Here is a 17,091-nt window from a genome sequence, read left to right on the forward strand (position 1 = left end):
AATAGCCTTGTGCGCATGGCACCCGTCCTGGAGTCCGAGCGGCTTCGCCGAGACGTGCCCTCTCCTCCGTGGAACGACGTGGAGGTGCTCGGGTCGGTCGACTCCACCAATGCCGTCCTCGGCGCCGACCCTCGTCCGTGGCGGGTGGTGGTCGCCGATCACCAGAGCGCCGGCCGCGGCCGGCTCGATCGTCAATGGCACGCTCCGCACGGTTCGAGCATCGCGCTGTCGGCAACTCTTCCGCTGCCGGATGATCCCCGCCGCTGGGGCTGGGTGCCACTCCTGGTCGGGCTCTGCGTCCGCACCGCGCTGAGCCGACTGACCCACCTGGACGTCGGACTCAAGTGGCCCAACGACATTCTGGTGTGCACCGAGTCCGGTACCTGGCGCAAGCTCGGCGGAATCCTGTGCGAGGCAACGGGTGGCGAACATCCCGGTGTCATCGTCGGCATCGGTCTGAACGTGTGGCAGAACGAGAGCGAACTGCCGTCGGACGCGGCAACCTCGCTGTCGATCAACGGCGTCTATCTGGATCGCGAGCCCATCATCGTCGCCATCCTCGACGAGCTTGCTGAGATCCAGAAAGTTTGGGGCACAAGCAATCTGGACGACGACTACCGGGCGGCGTGCGTCACGGTGGGGCAGCACGTGAAGGTCAGTACCGCCCACGCCGCGGACGCCGAGGGTGTCGCCGTCGACATCGACGAGTCCGGCCGATTGGTGCTCGAACAGTCCGACGGCGCCCGCACACCGCACGCGGTCGGCGACGTGGTGCACGTTCGTCCGGCGATGCCACCCGCCAGTGATCTGCGCCCCGTCGACCGAGCCCGGTTCGTCGACCGGATCGAGGAACAACTGCTGCACAGCCCCCGCACCCTGCGCCGCGCCGACGTCAGTGAACTGGCCGGCGTCGACTCCGACTTCCCCCGGCGCCTGTGGCGTGCACTCGGATTCGCCAACGCACGTGACGAGGACGTGGTGTTCAACGAGCGCGATGTCGAGGCCGTCCGTCGCATGGTCGAGATGGTCGGCCAGGGGTTGATCAACGAACAGACCGCCATCGGTATCGCCCGGGCCGTCGGTCGCAGCACCGACCGGATGGCGATGTGGACCCTGCAACTGATCAGCGACATGATGCTGGCCGACGAAGGATTCGAGGTCGACACCGAACGCGCCGCCGACGTGGCCGAACGCATGGTCGCAGTCGCTGACCACCTTGTCCCGCTGGTCGAGCACGTCACCCGGCGCAATGTCGCCAACTCGATCGCGCGCATGGTCGCCGACGCCGAACCCGAGTCGCACGTCGGAGTCGTCCGCACCGTCGGATTCGCCGATCTGGTCGACTTCACCAAACGCGTCCGGTCGATGAGCGAACGCGACCTCGCGCTGCTGGTGATCCGCTTCGAGACGCTTGCCTCCGATGTGGTCGCGCAGGCCGGCGGAGCCGTGGTGAAGACCGTCGGTGACGAGGTGCTGTTCACGCACCGGACCATCTCGGGGGAGTGCAGATCGCTTTCGACCTGCTGGCGGCGGTGGAAGCCGACCCACTGCTGCGCAAGATCCGGATCGGCGTCGCAACCGGCCGGGTGCTTGCTCGGCAGGGCGACATCTATGGCAACACGGTCAACCGGGCGAGCCGGCTCACGGCGCTCGCCGCGTCCGGCGAGGTGCTGGTCGACGAGGACGTCGCCGACGCGATGCGCAAGATCGACGGTGTCGACGTGTTCGCCGCCGGCCCCACCCAACTCGCCGGCGTCGGCGAGGTGAACGTGTCAGCCGTGAGCCGCACCGGCAGCCATACCCACATCCACGAGGAGTTCAATCGATGATCACCGTCCGACGCCACGCCGACGGTCACATCGCCGAGCTGGTGCTCGACCGACCCGAGGCGATGAACGCCGTCTCCACGCAGATGGCTCGCGCGTTGGCGGACGCCACCGGCGAACTCGCTGCGGACCCGAGCGTCCGGGCCGTCGTCGTGAGCAGCTCCCACCCGAAGGCCTTCTGCGTCGGCGCTGACCTGAAAGAGCGCAACGGGTTCAGCGACGCCGACCTCATCGCTCAGCGTCCGATCGCCCGTGCGGCCTACACCGGAGTGCTCGACCTGCCGGTGCCGACGATCGCGGCGGTCGACGGATTCGCGCTCGGCGGTGGCGCCGAGATCGCGCTCGCCTGCGACGTGGTCATCGCCGGAGAATCCGCCACCCTGGGTCTGCCGGAGGTCTCGGTCGGAGTCATCCCCGGTGGCGGCGGCACCCAACTGCTCGTGCGTCGGGTCGGCTGGGGCAAGGCGGCCAAGGTCATCTTCAGCGCCCGTAAGTTCACCGCGCAGGAGGCGCACGAGTTGGGCTTCGTCGAAGAACTCGCACCCGCCGGCGGAGCGCGGGACCGAGCCCTCGAGCTCGCCGAGACGATCGCGCAGAACTCGCCCGTGGGCCTTCGTAACGCCAAGAAGGCGATGCGACTCGGCTCGGGCACCGACCTGCACGCCGGTCTGGAGATCGAGGACGCTTGCTGGCACGCCACCGCGTTCTCACCCGACCGCGCCGAGGGTGTCCGGGCCTTCGCCGAGAAGCGTGCTCCGCGGTGGCCGGGGCCGTGACGGCTACGATTCGCGCCATGACCCGAGTCCTGCTGGCCGAAGACGATGCTGCGATCTCCGAGCCGCTCGCGCGCGCACTGCGCCGAGAGGGATATGAGGTCGACATCCGCCAGGACGGCAAGGACGCGCTCGAGGGCGGCCGCGACAGCCCCGACCTGCTGATCCTCGACCTCGGCCTGCCGAGGATGGACGGCTTGGAGGTCTGCCGCACGCTGCGTGCCGAGGGCTACCCCGTGCCGGTGCTGATCCTCACCGCACGTGCCGACGAGGTCGACACCGTCGTCGGACTCGACGCGGGGGCCGACGACTACGTCACCAAGCCGTTCCGGCTCGCCGAGCTGCTGGCTCGCGCCCGAGCATTGCTGCGTCGTTCGCCGCAGGACATGATCTGCGCCCCGCTGGTACGGATGGACGCCGAAGCCCGGCGCGCATTCTGCGGATCCGACGAACTCCAGCTCACCGCAAAGGAATTCGACCTGCTCCGCGTGCTCGTCCGAGAGCAGGGAAAGGTCGTCTCACGCGAACAGCTGATGCGCGAGGTCTGGGAGACCGCCTGGCTCGGCTCGACGAAGACCCTCGACATGCACGTGTCCGTCCTTCGTCGCAAGCTCGGGGACGATGCGTCCGACCCGCGGTTCATCACCACCATCCGGGGTGTGGGCTTCCGATTCGAGGCACCGGACGAGAGCTGACCGGCGGTGCAGCACAAACTCGTCCGCCAGGCCACGGCCTCCGTCGTCGTCGCCCTGCTGATCGTCGTCCTGCCGTCGATGATCTTCGCGGTCGGCTGGTGGCGGCGCCTGGGGATCGTCGTCCTGTGCATCCTCGCCGGGGTCGTCGGCTATGTGTTCGCACGACGCACCGCCCGTTCGGTCTCCGAACCGGTGCAACAACTCGCCGCACAAGCCGAACTGTTCGGTGACGGGTCTGCCGTCTTCACGCCGCTGCGCACGGACATCGACGAGGTCAACCGCATCTCGCATGTCTTCGAACGACGCACCAGTGAGCTCACCCGATCGCTCGCGGCGGAGCGAGAGTTCGCCTCCGACGCCAGCCACCAGTTGCGTACCCCGTTGACCGCACTGCTGATGCGGTTGGAGGAGATCTCGATAGCGGACGACCTGCCCGCCGCTCACGAGGAGGCGAAGGTCGGCATCTCCCAGGTCGAGCGGCTCAACGGGGTGGTCGACCAACTGTTGCAGCGGGCCCGCAGCACGCCGACGGCGTCCATGCCGGCGACATCGCTCGACTCGGTGATCGCAGCCTTGCAGCGAGAGTTCCAACCGGCCTTCGCCGACGCCCGTCGGTCGGTGCTGGTCAGCGGGGAGCGCGGTTTGTGGGTGATGGTGACGCGCAGTGCGCTGTCGCAGATCTTGTCGACGCTGTTCGAGAACGCCTTGCAGCACGGGTTGGGCACCGTCGAGGTCAGAGCACGCCGCAGCGGCCCGTCCGTGGTGGTCGAGGTGAGCGACCGTGGGGCGGGAGTCGACCCGGCAATCGCACCGAAAGTGTTCGACCGTCAGGTGTCGACCGGCGGCACCGGACTCGGACTGGGACTGGCCCGGGACCTCGCTGACGCGGCCGGCGGACGACTTGAGCTACGCAGTGCCCGACCGGCGATCTTCGCGTTGTTCCTGTCGGCAGGCGAGGCGCCGCAACGGACGATCGGGCTCGGCGACTGAGATCTGTCGTCGGGCGTCAGTCGACGCGAGCGGGTGTGTGCCGGTCGACCAACGCCAGGTCGTTCTCCTCGTCCTCCAAATCGGCGGAGAAGATGAAGCGCCGATAGGTCCAGAACCGGAACAGGGTGCCGAGACCGATGCCGATGAACGCATTGACGTTCAGCCAGACCGGGCCGTCGAGACCGAGCGTGTAGTGCGTGAACGCAACCCACAGCGCAGAGACGCCCAGGGCGATCCCGTTCACCAGGAAGAACAGCGCGACCTCGTGGTGCACCGGACGGTTGCGCCGGTGACGGAAGGTCCAGAAACGGTTACCGATCCAGGCGACACCGGTCGCGACCGCGCCGCTGATGATCTTGGCGGTCGTGATCTTCGAATCCATTGCGCCGTTCACCAACAGATTGAACAGACCCATGTCGACCACGAAACTGACGGCTCCGACGATCCCGAACTTCGCGACCTCGTGCCAGAGACGCTGGACGAGAGTCGGCTGGGGGGTCTGCTGCACAAGGAGAGGGTAGTCGGTGATCATCGGTTCCTCGTTATCGTGTGCGCTGTGAATTCACAGGGAAGCTCAGGCGGAACTCCACAACGCGCTCCGGGAGGTTTCCCGGTCGTCGGAATCATCGGTGGCGGGCAGTTGGCTCGGATGTGTGCCCCGTACGCGGTGAACCTGGGGGTCACCCTCACGGTGCTGTCCGAGTCCTGCGACGACTCGGCGGCGCTCGTCGTTCCGTCCTCGCCGGTCGGCGCACACACCGACCTGGACGCCGTCCGTGCCTTCGCGGCCCAGTGCGACGTGGTGACCTTCGACCACGAGCACGTGCCGCAGCACATCCTGCGGGCGCTCGTGGACGACGGGGTGCGGGTGCACCCCGGCCCGGATGCTCTGGCGAACGCGCAGGACAAACTCGTCATGCGGGCGCGGCTCACCCAACTCGGCATCCCCTGTCCGCCGTGGGCAGCGGTCGACTCGATCGACCAGGTGGAGCAGTTCGCGACCGAGCACGGCTGGCCGGTCGTGTTGAAGACGCCGCGCGGCGGGTACGACGGCAAGGGAGTGTTGCTGGCCAAAAGCGTTGCGGAAGCGTCCGATTGGGTGGACCGTCTCTCGGGTGGCGAGCAGCTGCTGATCGAGCAGGCGGTGCCGTTCAGGCGCGAACTCTCGGTGCTCGTTGCGCGTAGCCCGAGCGGGCAGGCCGCCGTGTGGCCGGTCGTGCACACCGTGCAGACCGACGGCATCTGCACCGAGGTGATCGCCCCCGCTGCCGATCTCGACGAAGAACTCGCCGGACGCCTGACGCGCGACGCTCTGACCATCGCCGCAGAACTCGGTGTCACCGGCGTGATGGCGGTCGAGGTGTTCCAGATCGACGATGCCGACGGCAACTCGGCCTACGTGGTGAACGAGCTGGCGATGCGTCCGCACAACAGCGGCCACTGGACGATGGACGGCTCGGTGACCAGCCAGTTCGAACAGCACCTACGTGCGGTGCTCGACCTGCCGCTGGGTGACACGAGGGCCCGGAGCCGGTGGACGGTGATGGGCAACGTCCTCGGCGGTGACTATCCCGAGTTGTATCCGACCTACCGTCACTTGATGGCGCGCGACCCTGGTCTGAAGATCCACATGTACGGCAAGGGTGTCCGCCCGGGCCGCAAGATCGGTCACGTGAACGTCTACGGCGATGACCTGCTCGCGCTGCGCGAGCGAGCACAGCATGCGACCGATTACCTGCAGGGAGTGATCACCGAATGAGTTCACAAGACGATCAGAACCCCGTCGTCGGCATCGTCATGGGCAGCGACTCCGACTGGCCGGTCATGCAGGCTGCGGCCGAAGCGCTCGAGGAGTTCGACATCGCCTATGAGGTGGACGTCGTGTCGGCGCACCGGATGCCGACCGAGATGATCGAGTACGGACGCGGCGCTGCCGATCGCGGGCTGCGGGTGATCATCGCAGGCGCCGGGGGAGCAGCGCACCTTCCGGGGATGCTCGCCTCCGTCACCCCGTTGCCGGTCATCGGTGTGCCGGTGCCGCTGAAGTACCTCGACGGGATGGACTCGTTGCTGTCGATCGTGCAGATGCCGGCTGGTGTGCCGGTGGCAACGGTTTCGGTCGCGGGCGCTCGCAACGCCGGACTGCTCGCTGCCCGCATCCTCGCGTCCGGTTCGGACGAAGAAGCACAGCGCCTGCGCCGCGAGATGCTGCGCTTCCAGGAAGACCTCAATGCTCAGGCGACGGCCAAGGGCGAACGGCTTCGCGCCGAACTGGCCGGTCGGGACTGACCGATCGCCGCCGGCACCTTGCCGGTCACGGTCGAGCGCACGACGGTCGTTCCCCTGAGTGTGACGCCGTTGTCACCGGGCTGGGAGAACTTCCTCGAAGAACCGGCGCGGACGGAATGGGCACAACTGCCCATCGGCTCAAGGGCGGGTTAGAACTGCGGAAATCGTTGCGGCAGAGCGACTTTCTAGGAGTCGATGCCGAAGATGTCGCGGGTGTAGACCTTGTCGGCGACGTCTTCGAGTTCGTGCACGCGGCGGTTGGCGACGATCAGGTCGACCGAGCTCTTGAACTTTTCCAGGTCGCGTTCCACCGGAGAACCGAAGAAGGTCTCCTCGGCGAGCTCGGGTTCATAGACTATGACCGGAATCCCCTTGGCCTTCAACCGTTTCATGATGCCCTGCACGCTGCTGGAGCGGAAGTTGTCCGAGCCGGCCTTCATGATCAGTCGGTGGATGCCGACGGACTTCGGCTCGCGGCCGACGATGTCGAATGCGACGAAGTCCTTGCGGGTGCGGTTCGCCTCGACGATCGCGCTGATCAACGTCTGCGGCACGTCGTGGTAGTTCGCGAGCAGTTGCTTGGTGTCCTTCGGCAGGCAGTACCCGCCGTACCCGAACGAGGGGTTGTTGTAGTGCCGTCCGATGCGTGGGTCGAGCCCGACGCCTTCGATGATCTGTCGGGTGTCGAGCCCGTGGGTGAGTGCGTAGGAGTCGAGTTCGTTGAAGAACGCGACCCGCATCGCCAGGAAGGTGTTCGCGAAGAGCTTGATCGCCTCGGCCTCGGTGGGGTCGGTGAGCAGCACCTCGACGTCGGGTTCGAGGCTGGCTTCGACCAACAGGTCGGCGAACCGCCGTCCGCGCTCGCTGTTCTCACCGACCACGATGCGTGAGGGGTGCAGGTTGTCGAACAACGCTCGACCTTCGCGAAGGAATTCCGGTGAGAACAGCAGGTTCTCGGTGTCCAACCGCTTGCGGGCGTCCGTGACGTAGCCGACCGGGATGGTCGACTTCACGACCATGACCGCCTCGGGGTTGAGTCGGGTGACATCGGCGATGACGCCGTCGACGGTGGTGGTGTCGAAGTAGTTGGTCTTCGGGTCGTAGTCGGTCGGGGTCGCAATGACGACGAACTCCGCGCCGTCATAAGCGGTGTCCTTGTCCGTGGTGAACGTCAGGTCGAGGTCACCCTCGCGCAGCATGTCCTCGAGCTCTTCGTCGACGATCGGGGAGCGTCCCTGGCCCAGCCCCTCGATGCGTCCCTCGTCGATGTCGTAGCTGACGACCGGGTGGCGCTGCGAGAGCAGGACCGCGATCGACAGACCGACGTACCCGGTGCCGACCACGGTGACGCGGGTCGACGAAACGTTCACAGCGGCAGGACGCGGTGTGTCAGACATGGCGCACACGCTACCGACCGTGTCGATGAGTCGCCCCGGATCGACGCACGACGAGACATGAACAACCGGTGACACCGGTTCTAGAGTGAGCCGGCATCGGTACACACACGTCCACGGAGGTTTCGCACGATGCGTTTCGGCATGTTCATCCCGCAGGGCTGGCGGCTCGACCTGGTCGGCATCGACCCGGCCGACCAATGGAAGACGATGTCGGATCTTGCTCGGCGTCTCGACCGGAACGATGCCTGGGAGTCGCTGTGGGTGTACGACCACTTCCACACCACCCCGGACCCGCTGCCGCAGGCCACCCATGAGGCCTGGACGCTGATGTCCGCCTTCGCCGCGATCACCGACCGGGTGCGCCTGGGTCAGATGTGCACCTGTATGAGTTATCGCGAGCCGACCTATCTGGCGAAGGTCGCCGCAACCGTCGATGTGATCTCCGGCGGACGAGTGGAGATGGGTATCGGTGGCGGCTGGTACGAGCACGAATGGCGTGCGTATGGCTACGGATTCCCTTCTGCAGGAGACCGATTGGGTCGGTTGCGCGAGGGTGTCGAGATCTTCCGGCAGATGTGGACGACGGGCTCGGCGACGCTCGACGGCAAGCACTACCAGGTCGACGGCGCCCTCTGCCACCCGCAACCGTTGCAGACCACCAGCGCCGAGAATCGCATCCCGATGTGGATCGCCGGCGGTGGCGAGAAGGTCACGCTGAAGATTGCCGCGAAGTACGCCGATTACACCAACTTCGACGGCAGCCTCGATGGCTTCAAGCACAAGTCGTCCGTGCTCGAAGGTCACTGCAAGGACATCGGCCGTGACTTCTCGACAATCACGCGATCGGCCAACTACAACGTGATGATCGGCGAGAACGACGCCCAGGTGCAGGATCGCCTGGCCTTCTTCGAGGACCTCATGGTCAAGGGCGGTCTGCCGAAGGAGCGCGCCGCCGACATGCGCGCGAACATGGCGACCCAGCCCGCCGTCGGCACACCGGAGCAGATCGTGGCCATGTTCGAGCAACTGCAGGACGCGGGCATGACCTACGCCGTCACCTACTTCGCCGAGGCCGCCTACGACACCAGCGGCATCGAACTGTTCGAACGCGAGGTCATCCCCGCCCTCGCCGCGAAGTAGGTCGACCGGCATCTGCCGAACGGCCCGGACGTACCCGAAAGTAGGATGAGCCTGTGAGCGCAAACACTGACTTCGATCTGTTCAAGATCTCCGAGGACCACGAAGCCCTGCGTGAGGCGGTGCGTGCCGTTGCCGACGCGAAGATCGCCCCGCACGCGGCCGAGGTCGACGAGAAGAGCGAGTTCCCGCAGGCGGCGCTCGATGCCCTCGTCGCGGCCGACTTCCACGCCCCGCACGTCGCCGAGGAGTACGACGGCGTAGGTGCAGATGCACTGGCGACCTGCATCGTGATCGAGGAGGTCGCACGTGCGTGTGCGTCGAGCTCGCTCATCCCGGCGGTGAACAAGCTGGGCTCGATGCCGGTCATTCTTGGTGCGTCCGAAGAGGTCAAGGCCAAGTACCTGCCGCCGATGGCCCGCGGCGAAGCGATGTTCTCCTACGGACTGTCCGAGCGTGAGGCGGGCTCGGACACCGCGTCCATGAAGTGCCGTGCCAAGAAGGACGGCGACTCGTTCGTCCTCAACGGGCAGAAGTCGTGGATCACCAACGCCGGTGTCTCGCAGTTCTACACGGTGCTCGCGGTGACCGACCCCGACGGCGAGCGGGGACGCAACATCACCGCGTTCGTGGTCGAGAAGGACGACGAGGGCTTCGGGTTCGGCGAACCCGAGCGCAAGCTCGGCATCAAGGGTTCGCCCACCCGTGAACTGCACTTCGACAACTGCCGCATCCCGGCCGACCGCATGGTCGGTGCTGAGGGCGAGGGTCTGAAGATCGCGCTGCGAACGCTCGACCACACCCGCGTCACCATCGGTGCGCAGGCCGTCGGCATCGCCCAGGGCGCCCTCGACTACGCACTCGGCTACGTCAAGGAGCGCAAGCAGTTCGGCAAGGCCATCGCCGAGTTCCAGGGGTTGCAGTTCATGCTCGGCGACATGGCGATGAAGCTCGAGGCCGCGCGCCAGATGGTCTACGTCGCTGCCGCGAAGTCGGAGCGGGGCGACGCCGACCTGCCGTTCTTCGGTGCCGCCGCCAAGTGCTTCGCCTCGGACGTCGCGATGGAGGTCACGACCGACGCCGTCCAGCTGCTCGGTGGCGCCGGCTACGTCAAGGACCACCCGGTCGAGCGGATGATGCGCGACGCCAAGATCACCCAGATCTACGAGGGCACCAACCAGATCCAGCGCATGGTGATGGCCCGTCAGCTGCTCAAGAAGTAGAAAATCCGCGTGAGAAAGCGCCCTTCGCCGGACCCGGCGAAGGGCGCTTTCTCACGCGGATTCCGTGGTTCAGGGAGCGACGTTGGGGGAGCGGTCGTTGTTCAGAGCGTCGAAGAGCTCCTTGGCCTTCGCGTCGTCCCAGAGCACGGCTTCCCCGGCGTAGGTCGGGTAGGCGGAGTTCGCCACGGGAATCTGCACCGACTGGCCGGAGGAGGTGACGTTCTTCAACGCCCACGCGATCTTCACCGCGGTGATCGGCCCCATGTCGTTGTCGACAGCAAGACCCTGCGCACCGGACTCGCCGACGCCCTTGAGCTTCCACGGCACGAGCAGGTTGCCGGGGGAGGCGACCTTGTTCATCAGGGCGGAAAGGAACTGACGCTGACGCGTCACCCGGCCGAGGTCGCCGAGCGGGTCGGAGTAGCGGGCCCGCACGTACCCGAGTGCGTTCTTGCCGTCGAGGTCCTGGCAGCCGGCCGGCAGGTCGATGTGCGCCTTCTCGTCCTTCATCGGACGCTCCAGGCACATCCGCACCCCGCCGACGGCGTCCACCACGTTGGCGAACCCGCCGAAGCCGATCTCCATGTAACCGTCCATCCGCAGACCGGTGGACTGCTCGACGGTCTCCATCAACAGCTTCGGGCCGCCGATGGCGTAGGACGCGTTGATCTTGTTCCTGCGATGACCGGGTACCGCGACCCAACTGTCGCGCGGTACCGAGACCAAGGTCGGACCGCCGCTGTCGGGTAGGTGCAGGATCATGATCGAGTCGGTGCGTTTGCCCTCGATGTTGCTGCCGCCGGTGCCGAGCCGGGAGGCTTCCTCGCTGGTCAGACCCGCTCGGGAGTCCGAACCCACCAGGACGTAGTTCTTGCCCTTGCCATCCGATGGACGCTGACCGGCCGGGAGAGCGTCCAGCTTCTGCACGTTGTTCCATGCACTGTTCGCCGCCCACAGCAGGCCACCGACCCATAGCGCGATGATCAGCAACGGGATCATCAGCCACTTGACCCAGCGGCGTTTGCGGCGCGGGCGTCCCGGTCCTGTCTCACCGTTGCCGTCACGCGGTGGACGTCCGCCGTACCCGGGGCCACCGGGCGGCGGTCCGGGAGGGCCTTGGCGTGATCCTGGCCGTGCGCCCTGCGCGGGTCCGGCGGGACGTCGTCCGCCGACCGGGAGTCGCTGGGTGTCGTCGGGACCGGGGCGCCCGCCCGCCGCGGCGAAACGGCGGGCCGAGTCCGGGTCACGCTGAGCCGACGGGCGGGCATTCTGGTGTGGGCCGCCGGCCGCAGGCAGCACCTGGGTGGAGTCGTCCCCAGGGGCACGGTCGGCACGTCCCCGGTCGGGACGGGCCTGCTGTGGTCGCTGTGGTCGCTGTGGTCGCTGTGGTCGCTGCGGCATGCGGGCGGTCGCGGGTCCGTTGCCGGAGCCGTTGCGTTGCACCGGGATTGCACGAGACTCGTCCTGGGACGGGCGCCGCCGCGGCCGGCGGGATGAGCCGGGCCGCGTGTCGAAAGTCAGGGCATCGTCTTCGTCAGGCACCGCGCAAGGGTAGCGGTGCAACCTGAGAGAGGGTTGTAGCCTGACGGGCGTGCCAACCACCGATCCCGAACCCGGCGACCCCCCGCAGCCGAACCACCAGGAGCCGGTGAACGGCACGCACGACCGGCTGGACGGGATGTCGGTGATCATGCCCATCCTCGACGAGGAGCCGTATCTGCAGGAGTCGGTCGACGCGGTGCTCGCACAGCGGTGGGACGGCCCGATCGAGGTGATCCTGGCGCTCGGTCCCTCGACCGACCGCACCGACGAGGTGGCCGCGCGCATCGCGGCGCAGGACGATCGAGTCCGCCTCGTGTCCAACCCCAGCGGACGTACCCCGGACGCGCTCAACGCGGCCATCGCCCACGCCCGTTACGACATCGTCGCCCGGGTCGACGGCCACGGCGTGCTGTCGTCCGACTACCTCGTGACCGCCGCACGCACCCTGCAGGACACCGGGGCTGCGAACGTCGGCGGAATCATGGACGCAGTCGGGCGCACTCCGTTCGAGAAGGCCGTCGCAGTCGCGATGAAGAGCAAGCTCGGCGTCGGCGGGGCGAAGTTCAAGCTCGGTGGGGAGGCCGGAGCAGCCGAGACCGTCTACCTGGGCGTCTTCCGGCGGCACTGGTTGACCGCGGTCGGCGGTTACGACTCGCGATTCAGCAGGGCCCAGGACTGGGAGATGAACTACCGCATCCGGCAGCGTGGCGGCCTGGTGTGGTTCACGCCCGCGATGCGGGTGGCCTACCGTCCACGCCCCAACGTGCGGCGGTTGGCGCGGCAGTACTACGAGTACGGCCAGTGGCGCCGTGTCGTGGCCCGTACCCACGAGGGATCCATCAACGCCCGCTACCTCGCCCCACCGGTTGCGCTCGCCGCGATCGCAGTGGGAACCGTCGGCGGTTTCGTCTGGCGTCCGCTCTGGGCGATCCCGGGCGGGTACGCAGCGGCGATCGGGGCCGGCGGTCTGGCGATCTCGTCCGACGAATCCGCCGAGGTGCGGGTCCGCGTCCCGGTCGTGCTCGCCACGATGCACATGGCATGGGGCTACGGCTTCCTGTCCAGCCGCATCCGGCTCACCGGTGATTCTGAACCTGCGGTGGTCGAGGACTAGGCTGGGCCGGTTATGTCGATGGTGAAGCGCGTCGAGCGCATTTGGGCGCACCGCAAGGTGCTCGGCACGCTGGTGACGCGTGATTTCCGCGTGCGCTACGCGCGCAGCTTCCTCGGTTACCTGTGGACGCTGATCGACCCGCTGGCGATGGCCCTGGTTTATGCGTTCGTCTTCGGTGTGATCTACCAGCGCGGTGGCGTCTCGGCGAGTCAGGGCGTGCCCTTCGTGCTCTTCCTCGTCGCCGGGTATCTGCCGTGGAACTGGTTCAACCTGTGCGTCAACGAGACGGCCCGGGCGCTGTACGCAGAGCGACTTCTGGTGCGCTCGACGAACCTGCCCCGCGAACTCTGGGTCATCCGGGTGGTCATCTCCAAGGGCCTGGAATTCCTGCTGTCCCTGCCGATCCTCGTCGGCTTCATGGTCTGGTTCCTCATCACGACACCGGACGAGGTGCACCTCAACTATCGCCTCGTGTACTGGATCCCGGCGACCATCCTGTTGTTCCTGCTGAACGTCGGTATCGGACTCTGCCTCGCCCCGCTCACCGCCCTGGTCGGCGACGTGGTGCGCCTGGTCCGGATCGGGCTTCGGCTGTTGTTCTACTTGACGCCGATCGTGTACTCGGTGCACCTGCTCGACGAGAAGGCGGCGTGGGCGAAGCCGTTCCAGCAGGCGAACCCGTTGACAGGAATCGTCGACATGTTCCGGGTCGGTCTGCTCGATCCGGCCACCCAGCCGTCCAATCACCAGGCCTGGATCATCGCGACGGTGTTCTCACTTCTGTGGGTGGTCATCGGCATGTGGGTGTTCCGCAAGCTCGAGCCCGCGGTGTTGAAGGAGATCTGATGGATCGCGACAGAGCCCTGGAGCTCACCGACTGGCGTCCGAAGGCCAGCGAGAACGACCCGGACGGTTACGACCCGGACAACCGGATCACGTGGGACGACTACGGATTCGAGCGTGTACGCACCAGCGTGAAGTGGGAGACGCCCGCCGGCGAACCGGTCATCCGGGTGGACGACCTCGGGATCGAATTTCTGCGCGGTCGAAAACGCAACCTGTCCCTGCGCGAGATCATCTTCACCGGAAAGAGCGCGCACAATCGCGACACGTTCTGGGCGCTGCGTCACCTCGACTTCACGGTCGGGCGGGGGGAAGCGGTCGGTCTGGTTGGCGGTAACGGCGGCGGCAAGTCGACCTTGCTGAAATTGATCGCGGGCACGCTGCTGCCGGACGAAGGCAGCGCCACGGTCACCGAGGGAGTCGCCCCGCTCATCGAGCTCACCGGTGGTTTCATCGGTGACCTGTCGGCCCGGGAGAACATCTACCTGACCGCCGGGCTGCACGGAATGAGCAAGGAGCAGGTCGACGCACGGTTCGACGAGATCGTCGACTTCGCCGGCCCGGCCGTTCGTGACGGACTCGACGTCCCCTACCGACACTTCAGTTCGGGCATGCAGGTGCGGCTGGGGTTCGCGGTGATCACCTGTCTGGACGAACCGATCATCCTGGTCGACGAGGTACTCGCCGTCGGTGATGCCGCCTTCCGGAACAAGTGCTACACGCGGATGGAGAACCTGCTCGACGAAGGCCGCACCTTGTTCCTGGTGTCGCACTCGGCATCCGACCTCACGCGTTTCTGCACCCGCGGGCTTTACCTGAAGGGCGGGCAGTTGGAGATGGACGGTCCGATGGACGAGGTCATGGAGCAGTACATGTCCGACCTGCTGGGGGACGACTACAAGCGTCCCTCGGACAAGTCGCGGGCCGAGACGTGGCTCAAGCGCGAGGACACCAGGGTGCGGAATCGGCTTCGCCGGGACGCTTTACGCGCGCAGCGCACGACTGCCGCAGCCGGCTGAGTCAGCCGACGACTCGGTCGACGCCCTCGTCGGCCATCCGCGCCGCCCGGCGTGTCTCGTCCTCGGAGCGCACCAACACGACCGAGCCGCCGGACGCCAGCACGCAGGCCACCAGGCGCAGCGTCTCGGGCACGTCGGTGTCGACCAGCATCACGCGTTCACCGGCGGCACAGGCGAAGGACGACGACAGGTCGGCGTAGGTGCGGCCGTCCATCGCCAGGTCGTGCGGTGCGACGTCGACGATGGCACCGAACCGGTCGGGGAAGGCGGTCAGCTGACTCATCGCCAGCGATGCCTCGGGCTCGACGATGTCACCGCTGCCGGGAGCCATCGCCACGACGGCGTCGACACCGGGCGGTCCTGCGGACGTGCGGATCTCCGCGCCGACCGACCAGACCGCGAACGTCCAGTAGATCGATCGCCAGTGCCGCGGGGGCAGATCGAGGAGCACGCGTCCGCCCGCGTCGACCAGCATCTCGTCGGTGAGCCAGTGGGATGCCTTCGAGGCCCACATCGACAGCACCCGCGCCGATACCTCGATCCGTTCACCCGACGAGTCGTCGTAGTAGGTGAGGGCCGGAGCGGTCGGGTCACGATCGACCAGTCGCGGGACGATGTGAGCGAGGTTCATCGCAGCAGCTCCCGGACCTTCATGACCTGCTCAGCAGACAGCGGCGGGCGGGCCACCAGATCGATGTTGTAGCGCATCTGAGCGTCGGTGACCGCGCCGAGCGCGATCGAGCTGATCGAGGGCAGGCCGATCACGAACGCGACGGCGAGGTCGGCGACCCCGTCCCGGTCGACCTCCCGGGACGCGTCCACCAGGGCGCGCGCTCTGGGGTGGTCACCCCTCAGCAAGGAGCCGCCGCCGTACACCGAGTGTGCGAGAACGGTGACGCCACGCTCGTGGAGTGTGCTCACTGATTCCGGCAGAGCCGGGGACAGAACGTTGTAGGGGAGTTCGAGGTAGTCCAGTCCTTCAAGAGTCAAGAGTGCCTCGGCGTCGCGCGGGTTGGCCAGGCTCACGCCGACAGCCCCGACCTCGCCGGTGGAGCGGTACTCCTGGAGCCGCTCCCAAGCGGCGCCGCCGCCGACGGCGACCTGCTCGACCCCGCTGAGCAGAGCAGCCGCCACCTGTCGACGGCCGAGTTCGGCGAACGATCGCTCGAGGCTGGCCTCGACGCCGAGCCGCGCCACCGACGGATCACCGGCGACCAGGGGTTGCAGTCGTGAGATGAAACCGAGGCGCTGGGTGAGCTGCGGCTCGCCGCAACTGCGCAGGATGCGCTCGGCGTTGCCGTCGGCACGACCCACCTCGACGTGGGTGACTCCGTGGTCCACCGCGCGCGCCAGCATCTGCCGCACCTCCGGCGGGGCGCTCGCGAACGGGCCCGACAGCTGGCTGCCGCCGAGGGTCAGGGCCGACTGGGTGAACAGCCGGTTCGATCCTGTCGGCACGGTCGCGCCGTCCGCGGTGACCATCGTGCCGAGCTTGTCGATCAGTTCGTTCCAACGGATGCCGACGGCGTCCGGAACGTCGCTGAACAAGCGGGCGACGCGGTCGAAGTCGCTCAACACGTCGACCGTGCAACGGAATCGGAGGGCATCACCGGGGTTCGCAGCAGGCGCGAACAACAACTCCCCGAGGTTGCGGCGCAGCCACGGAGTGACATGCTCGCGGTCGTAGGGCTCCTGGGTCGTCGCCGCAGCACGTCGCAGGTCGCGGACGAAGAACCCCTCGGCGCCCAGGCCCTCGGGCACCTGGTCGATGTCGACGCGTCCGTAGGCACTAGCGCTCGCGTCCATCGCGGCGAGCAACTCATCGACGAGGTCGGCGTCGGCGACGGGGTTGTCGCCGGTGAGACGGACGACACGGTCGTCGTCGTCGAGATCCGTGGTGGCGGTGACGAAACGCCCGAGCACGTCGTCCAGGGAGCCGCGCATCACCGGGATCCCGACACGTTCCAGGTGGTCGGCGATGCGGGTGTCGTAGTGCTCGTCGCTCGTCGCGACGATCACCTCATGGCCTGAACGCGCGGCCCGGCGGGCGACGAGTTCGATCAGCGGCATCCCGGCGATCGTCATGAGAGCCTTGCCGGGCAGGCGCGAGGAGTTCAGACGGGACTGGATGACAACGCGTGTGCGGGGCAAGGATTCCTCCGAGTCGGACACGACCGGTGAAACGGTCGGGCTCCTGGAAGTTGGCGACAGGATCCCGGGTCGACAGGTCAGCCGGACCCGGG

16 protein-coding genes are annotated in these 17,091 nt (G+C 67.2%); 11 read left to right on the forward strand and 5 right to left on the reverse strand.

What is annotated here, in order from left to right:
* Positions 1–15: 15 nt before the first annotated feature.
* The 4 genes from MF407_RS03405 to MF407_RS03420 are packed head-to-tail and all read left to right on the forward strand — an operon-like array spanning position 16 to position 4,284.
* Entirely contained in the window at positions 16–1,767 is a 1,752-nt protein-coding gene (locus MF407_RS03405; RefSeq protein ID WP_239701306.1) for a biotin--[acetyl-CoA-carboxylase] ligase, read from the forward strand.
* Positions 1,768–1,825: 58 nt separating this feature from the next.
* Complete coding sequence (locus tag MF407_RS03410; RefSeq protein WP_141929062.1) at positions 1,826–2,602, forward strand: enoyl-CoA hydratase-related protein; 777 nt, start codon at positions 1,826–1,828, stop codon at positions 2,600–2,602.
* Positions 2,603–2,619: 17 nt separating this feature from the next.
* Positions 2,620–3,294, forward strand: coding sequence for a response regulator transcription factor (locus MF407_RS03415; RefSeq protein WP_129625834.1), 675 nt, complete (start codon positions 2,620–2,622; stop codon positions 3,292–3,294).
* Positions 3,295–3,300: 6 nt separating this feature from the next.
* The gene (locus MF407_RS03420; protein WP_239701308.1) at positions 3,301–4,284 is read left to right on the forward strand and encodes a HAMP domain-containing sensor histidine kinase; all 984 of its coding nucleotides are present in this window, start codon (positions 3,301–3,303) and stop codon (positions 4,282–4,284) included.
* A gap of 16 nt (positions 4,285–4,300) precedes the next feature.
* On the opposite strand, the gene MF407_RS03425 is transcribed toward MF407_RS03420, so the two are convergent.
* Positions 4,301–4,816: a GtrA family protein gene (locus tag MF407_RS03425; RefSeq protein WP_239701310.1), complete on the reverse strand. Its 516-nt coding sequence runs from the start codon at positions 4,814–4,816 to the stop codon at positions 4,301–4,303.
* Positions 4,817–4,840: 24 nt separating this feature from the next.
* On the opposite strand from MF407_RS03425, the gene MF407_RS03430 reads away from it, so the two are divergent.
* Together MF407_RS03430 and purE are read left to right on the forward strand one after the other, a co-directional pair.
* Entirely contained in the window at positions 4,841–6,043 is a 1,203-nt protein-coding gene (locus MF407_RS03430) for a 5-(carboxyamino)imidazole ribonucleotide synthase (RefSeq protein WP_239701313.1), read from the forward strand.
* The gene (gene purE / locus MF407_RS03435; protein ID WP_129625832.1) at positions 6,040–6,573 is read left to right on the forward strand and encodes a 5-(carboxyamino)imidazole ribonucleotide mutase; all 534 of its coding nucleotides are present in this window, start codon (positions 6,040–6,042) and stop codon (positions 6,571–6,573) included. The genes MF407_RS03430 and purE overlap by 4 nt, the downstream gene beginning before the upstream one ends.
* Positions 6,574–6,758: 185 nt before the next feature.
* Here the strand turns inward: purE and MF407_RS03440 are convergent, their stop codons facing one another.
* Complete coding sequence (locus MF407_RS03440) at positions 6,759–7,970, reverse strand: nucleotide sugar dehydrogenase (protein WP_239701315.1); 1,212 nt, start codon at positions 7,968–7,970, stop codon at positions 6,759–6,761.
* A 129-nt stretch (positions 7,971–8,099) separates the two neighbouring features.
* On the opposite strand from MF407_RS03440, the gene MF407_RS03445 reads away from it, so the two are divergent.
* Entirely contained in the window at positions 8,100–9,110 is a 1,011-nt protein-coding gene (locus MF407_RS03445) for an LLM class F420-dependent oxidoreductase (protein ID WP_129625830.1), read from the forward strand.
* A 53-nt stretch (positions 9,111–9,163) separates the two neighbouring features.
* Entirely contained in the window at positions 9,164–10,330 is a 1,167-nt protein-coding gene (locus tag MF407_RS03450) for an acyl-CoA dehydrogenase family protein (RefSeq protein WP_129625829.1), read from the forward strand.
* Positions 10,331–10,399: 69 nt separating this feature from the next.
* Here MF407_RS03450 and MF407_RS15790 read toward each other — a convergent pair whose 3' ends face one another.
* Positions 10,400–11,872 carry an LCP family protein gene (locus MF407_RS15790; RefSeq protein ID WP_239701318.1) on the reverse strand — a complete coding sequence of 491 codons (1,473 nt, stop codon included), beginning with the start codon at positions 11,870–11,872 and terminating at the stop codon, positions 10,400–10,402.
* Positions 11,873–11,921: 49 nt separating this feature from the next.
* On the opposite strand from MF407_RS15790, the gene MF407_RS03460 reads away from it, so the two are divergent.
* Genes MF407_RS03460 through MF407_RS03470 form a run of 3 tightly spaced genes read left to right on the forward strand, consistent with a single transcriptional unit; the run spans position 11,922 to position 14,848 of the window.
* Complete coding sequence (locus MF407_RS03460; protein WP_345770820.1) at positions 11,922–12,986, forward strand: glycosyltransferase family 2 protein; 1,065 nt, start codon at positions 11,922–11,924, stop codon at positions 12,984–12,986.
* Positions 12,987–12,998: 12 nt separating this feature from the next.
* The gene (locus tag MF407_RS03465) at positions 12,999–13,832 is read left to right on the forward strand and encodes an ABC transporter permease (RefSeq protein ID WP_239701319.1); all 834 of its coding nucleotides are present in this window, start codon (positions 12,999–13,001) and stop codon (positions 13,830–13,832) included.
* Positions 13,832–14,848, forward strand: a complete 1,017-nt coding sequence (locus tag MF407_RS03470) for an ATP-binding cassette domain-containing protein (RefSeq protein WP_345770821.1) — start codon at positions 13,832–13,834, stop codon at positions 14,846–14,848. The genes MF407_RS03465 and MF407_RS03470 overlap by 1 nt, the downstream gene beginning before the upstream one ends.
* A gap of 1 nt (position 14,849) precedes the next feature.
* Here MF407_RS03470 and MF407_RS03475 read toward each other — a convergent pair whose 3' ends face one another.
* Together MF407_RS03475 and MF407_RS03480 are read right to left on the reverse strand one after the other, a co-directional pair.
* Positions 14,850–15,479: a TIGR03089 family protein gene (locus MF407_RS03475; RefSeq protein WP_239701321.1), complete on the reverse strand. Its 630-nt coding sequence runs from the start codon at positions 15,477–15,479 to the stop codon at positions 14,850–14,852.
* Complete coding sequence (locus tag MF407_RS03480) at positions 15,476–16,999, reverse strand: aldo/keto reductase (RefSeq protein WP_239701322.1); 1,524 nt, start codon at positions 16,997–16,999, stop codon at positions 15,476–15,478. The genes MF407_RS03475 and MF407_RS03480 overlap by 4 nt, the downstream gene beginning before the upstream one ends.
* Positions 17,000–17,091 lie beyond the last annotated feature (92 nt).

The organism is Yimella sp. NH-Cas1 (assembly GCF_022359705.1).
In the GTDB taxonomy this organism is placed as follows: Bacteria; Actinomycetota; Actinomycetes; order Actinomycetales; family Dermatophilaceae; genus Yimella; species Yimella lutea.

Excerpts from the sequence above, each read along its gene's own strand:
- MF407_RS03475 (WP_239701321.1), bottom strand. The coding sequence starts at position 15,479 with ATGAACCTCGCTCACATCGTCCCGCGACTGGTCGATCGTGACCCGACC.
- purE (WP_129625832.1), top strand. The coding sequence starts at position 6,040 with ATGAGTTCACAAGACGATCAGAACCCCGTCGTCGGCATCGTCATGGGC.
- MF407_RS03415 (WP_129625834.1), top strand. The coding sequence starts at position 2,620 with ATGACCCGAGTCCTGCTGGCCGAAGACGATGCTGCGATCTCCGAGCCG.
- MF407_RS03425 (WP_239701310.1), bottom strand. The coding sequence starts at position 4,816 with ATGATCACCGACTACCCTCTCCTTGTGCAGCAGACCCCCCAGCCGACT.
- MF407_RS03470 (WP_345770821.1), top strand. The coding sequence starts at position 13,832 with ATGGATCGCGACAGAGCCCTGGAGCTCACCGACTGGCGTCCGAAGGCC.
- MF407_RS03465 (WP_239701319.1), top strand. The coding sequence starts at position 12,999 with ATGTCGATGGTGAAGCGCGTCGAGCGCATTTGGGCGCACCGCAAGGTG.
- MF407_RS03410 (WP_141929062.1), top strand. The coding sequence starts at position 1,826 with ATGATCACCGTCCGACGCCACGCCGACGGTCACATCGCCGAGCTGGTG.
- MF407_RS03440 (WP_239701315.1), bottom strand. The coding sequence starts at position 7,970 with ATGTCTGACACACCGCGTCCTGCCGCTGTGAACGTTTCGTCGACCCGC.
- MF407_RS03445 (WP_129625830.1), top strand. The coding sequence starts at position 8,100 with ATGCGTTTCGGCATGTTCATCCCGCAGGGCTGGCGGCTCGACCTGGTC.
- MF407_RS03405 (WP_239701306.1), top strand. The coding sequence starts at position 16 with ATGGCACCCGTCCTGGAGTCCGAGCGGCTTCGCCGAGACGTGCCCTCT.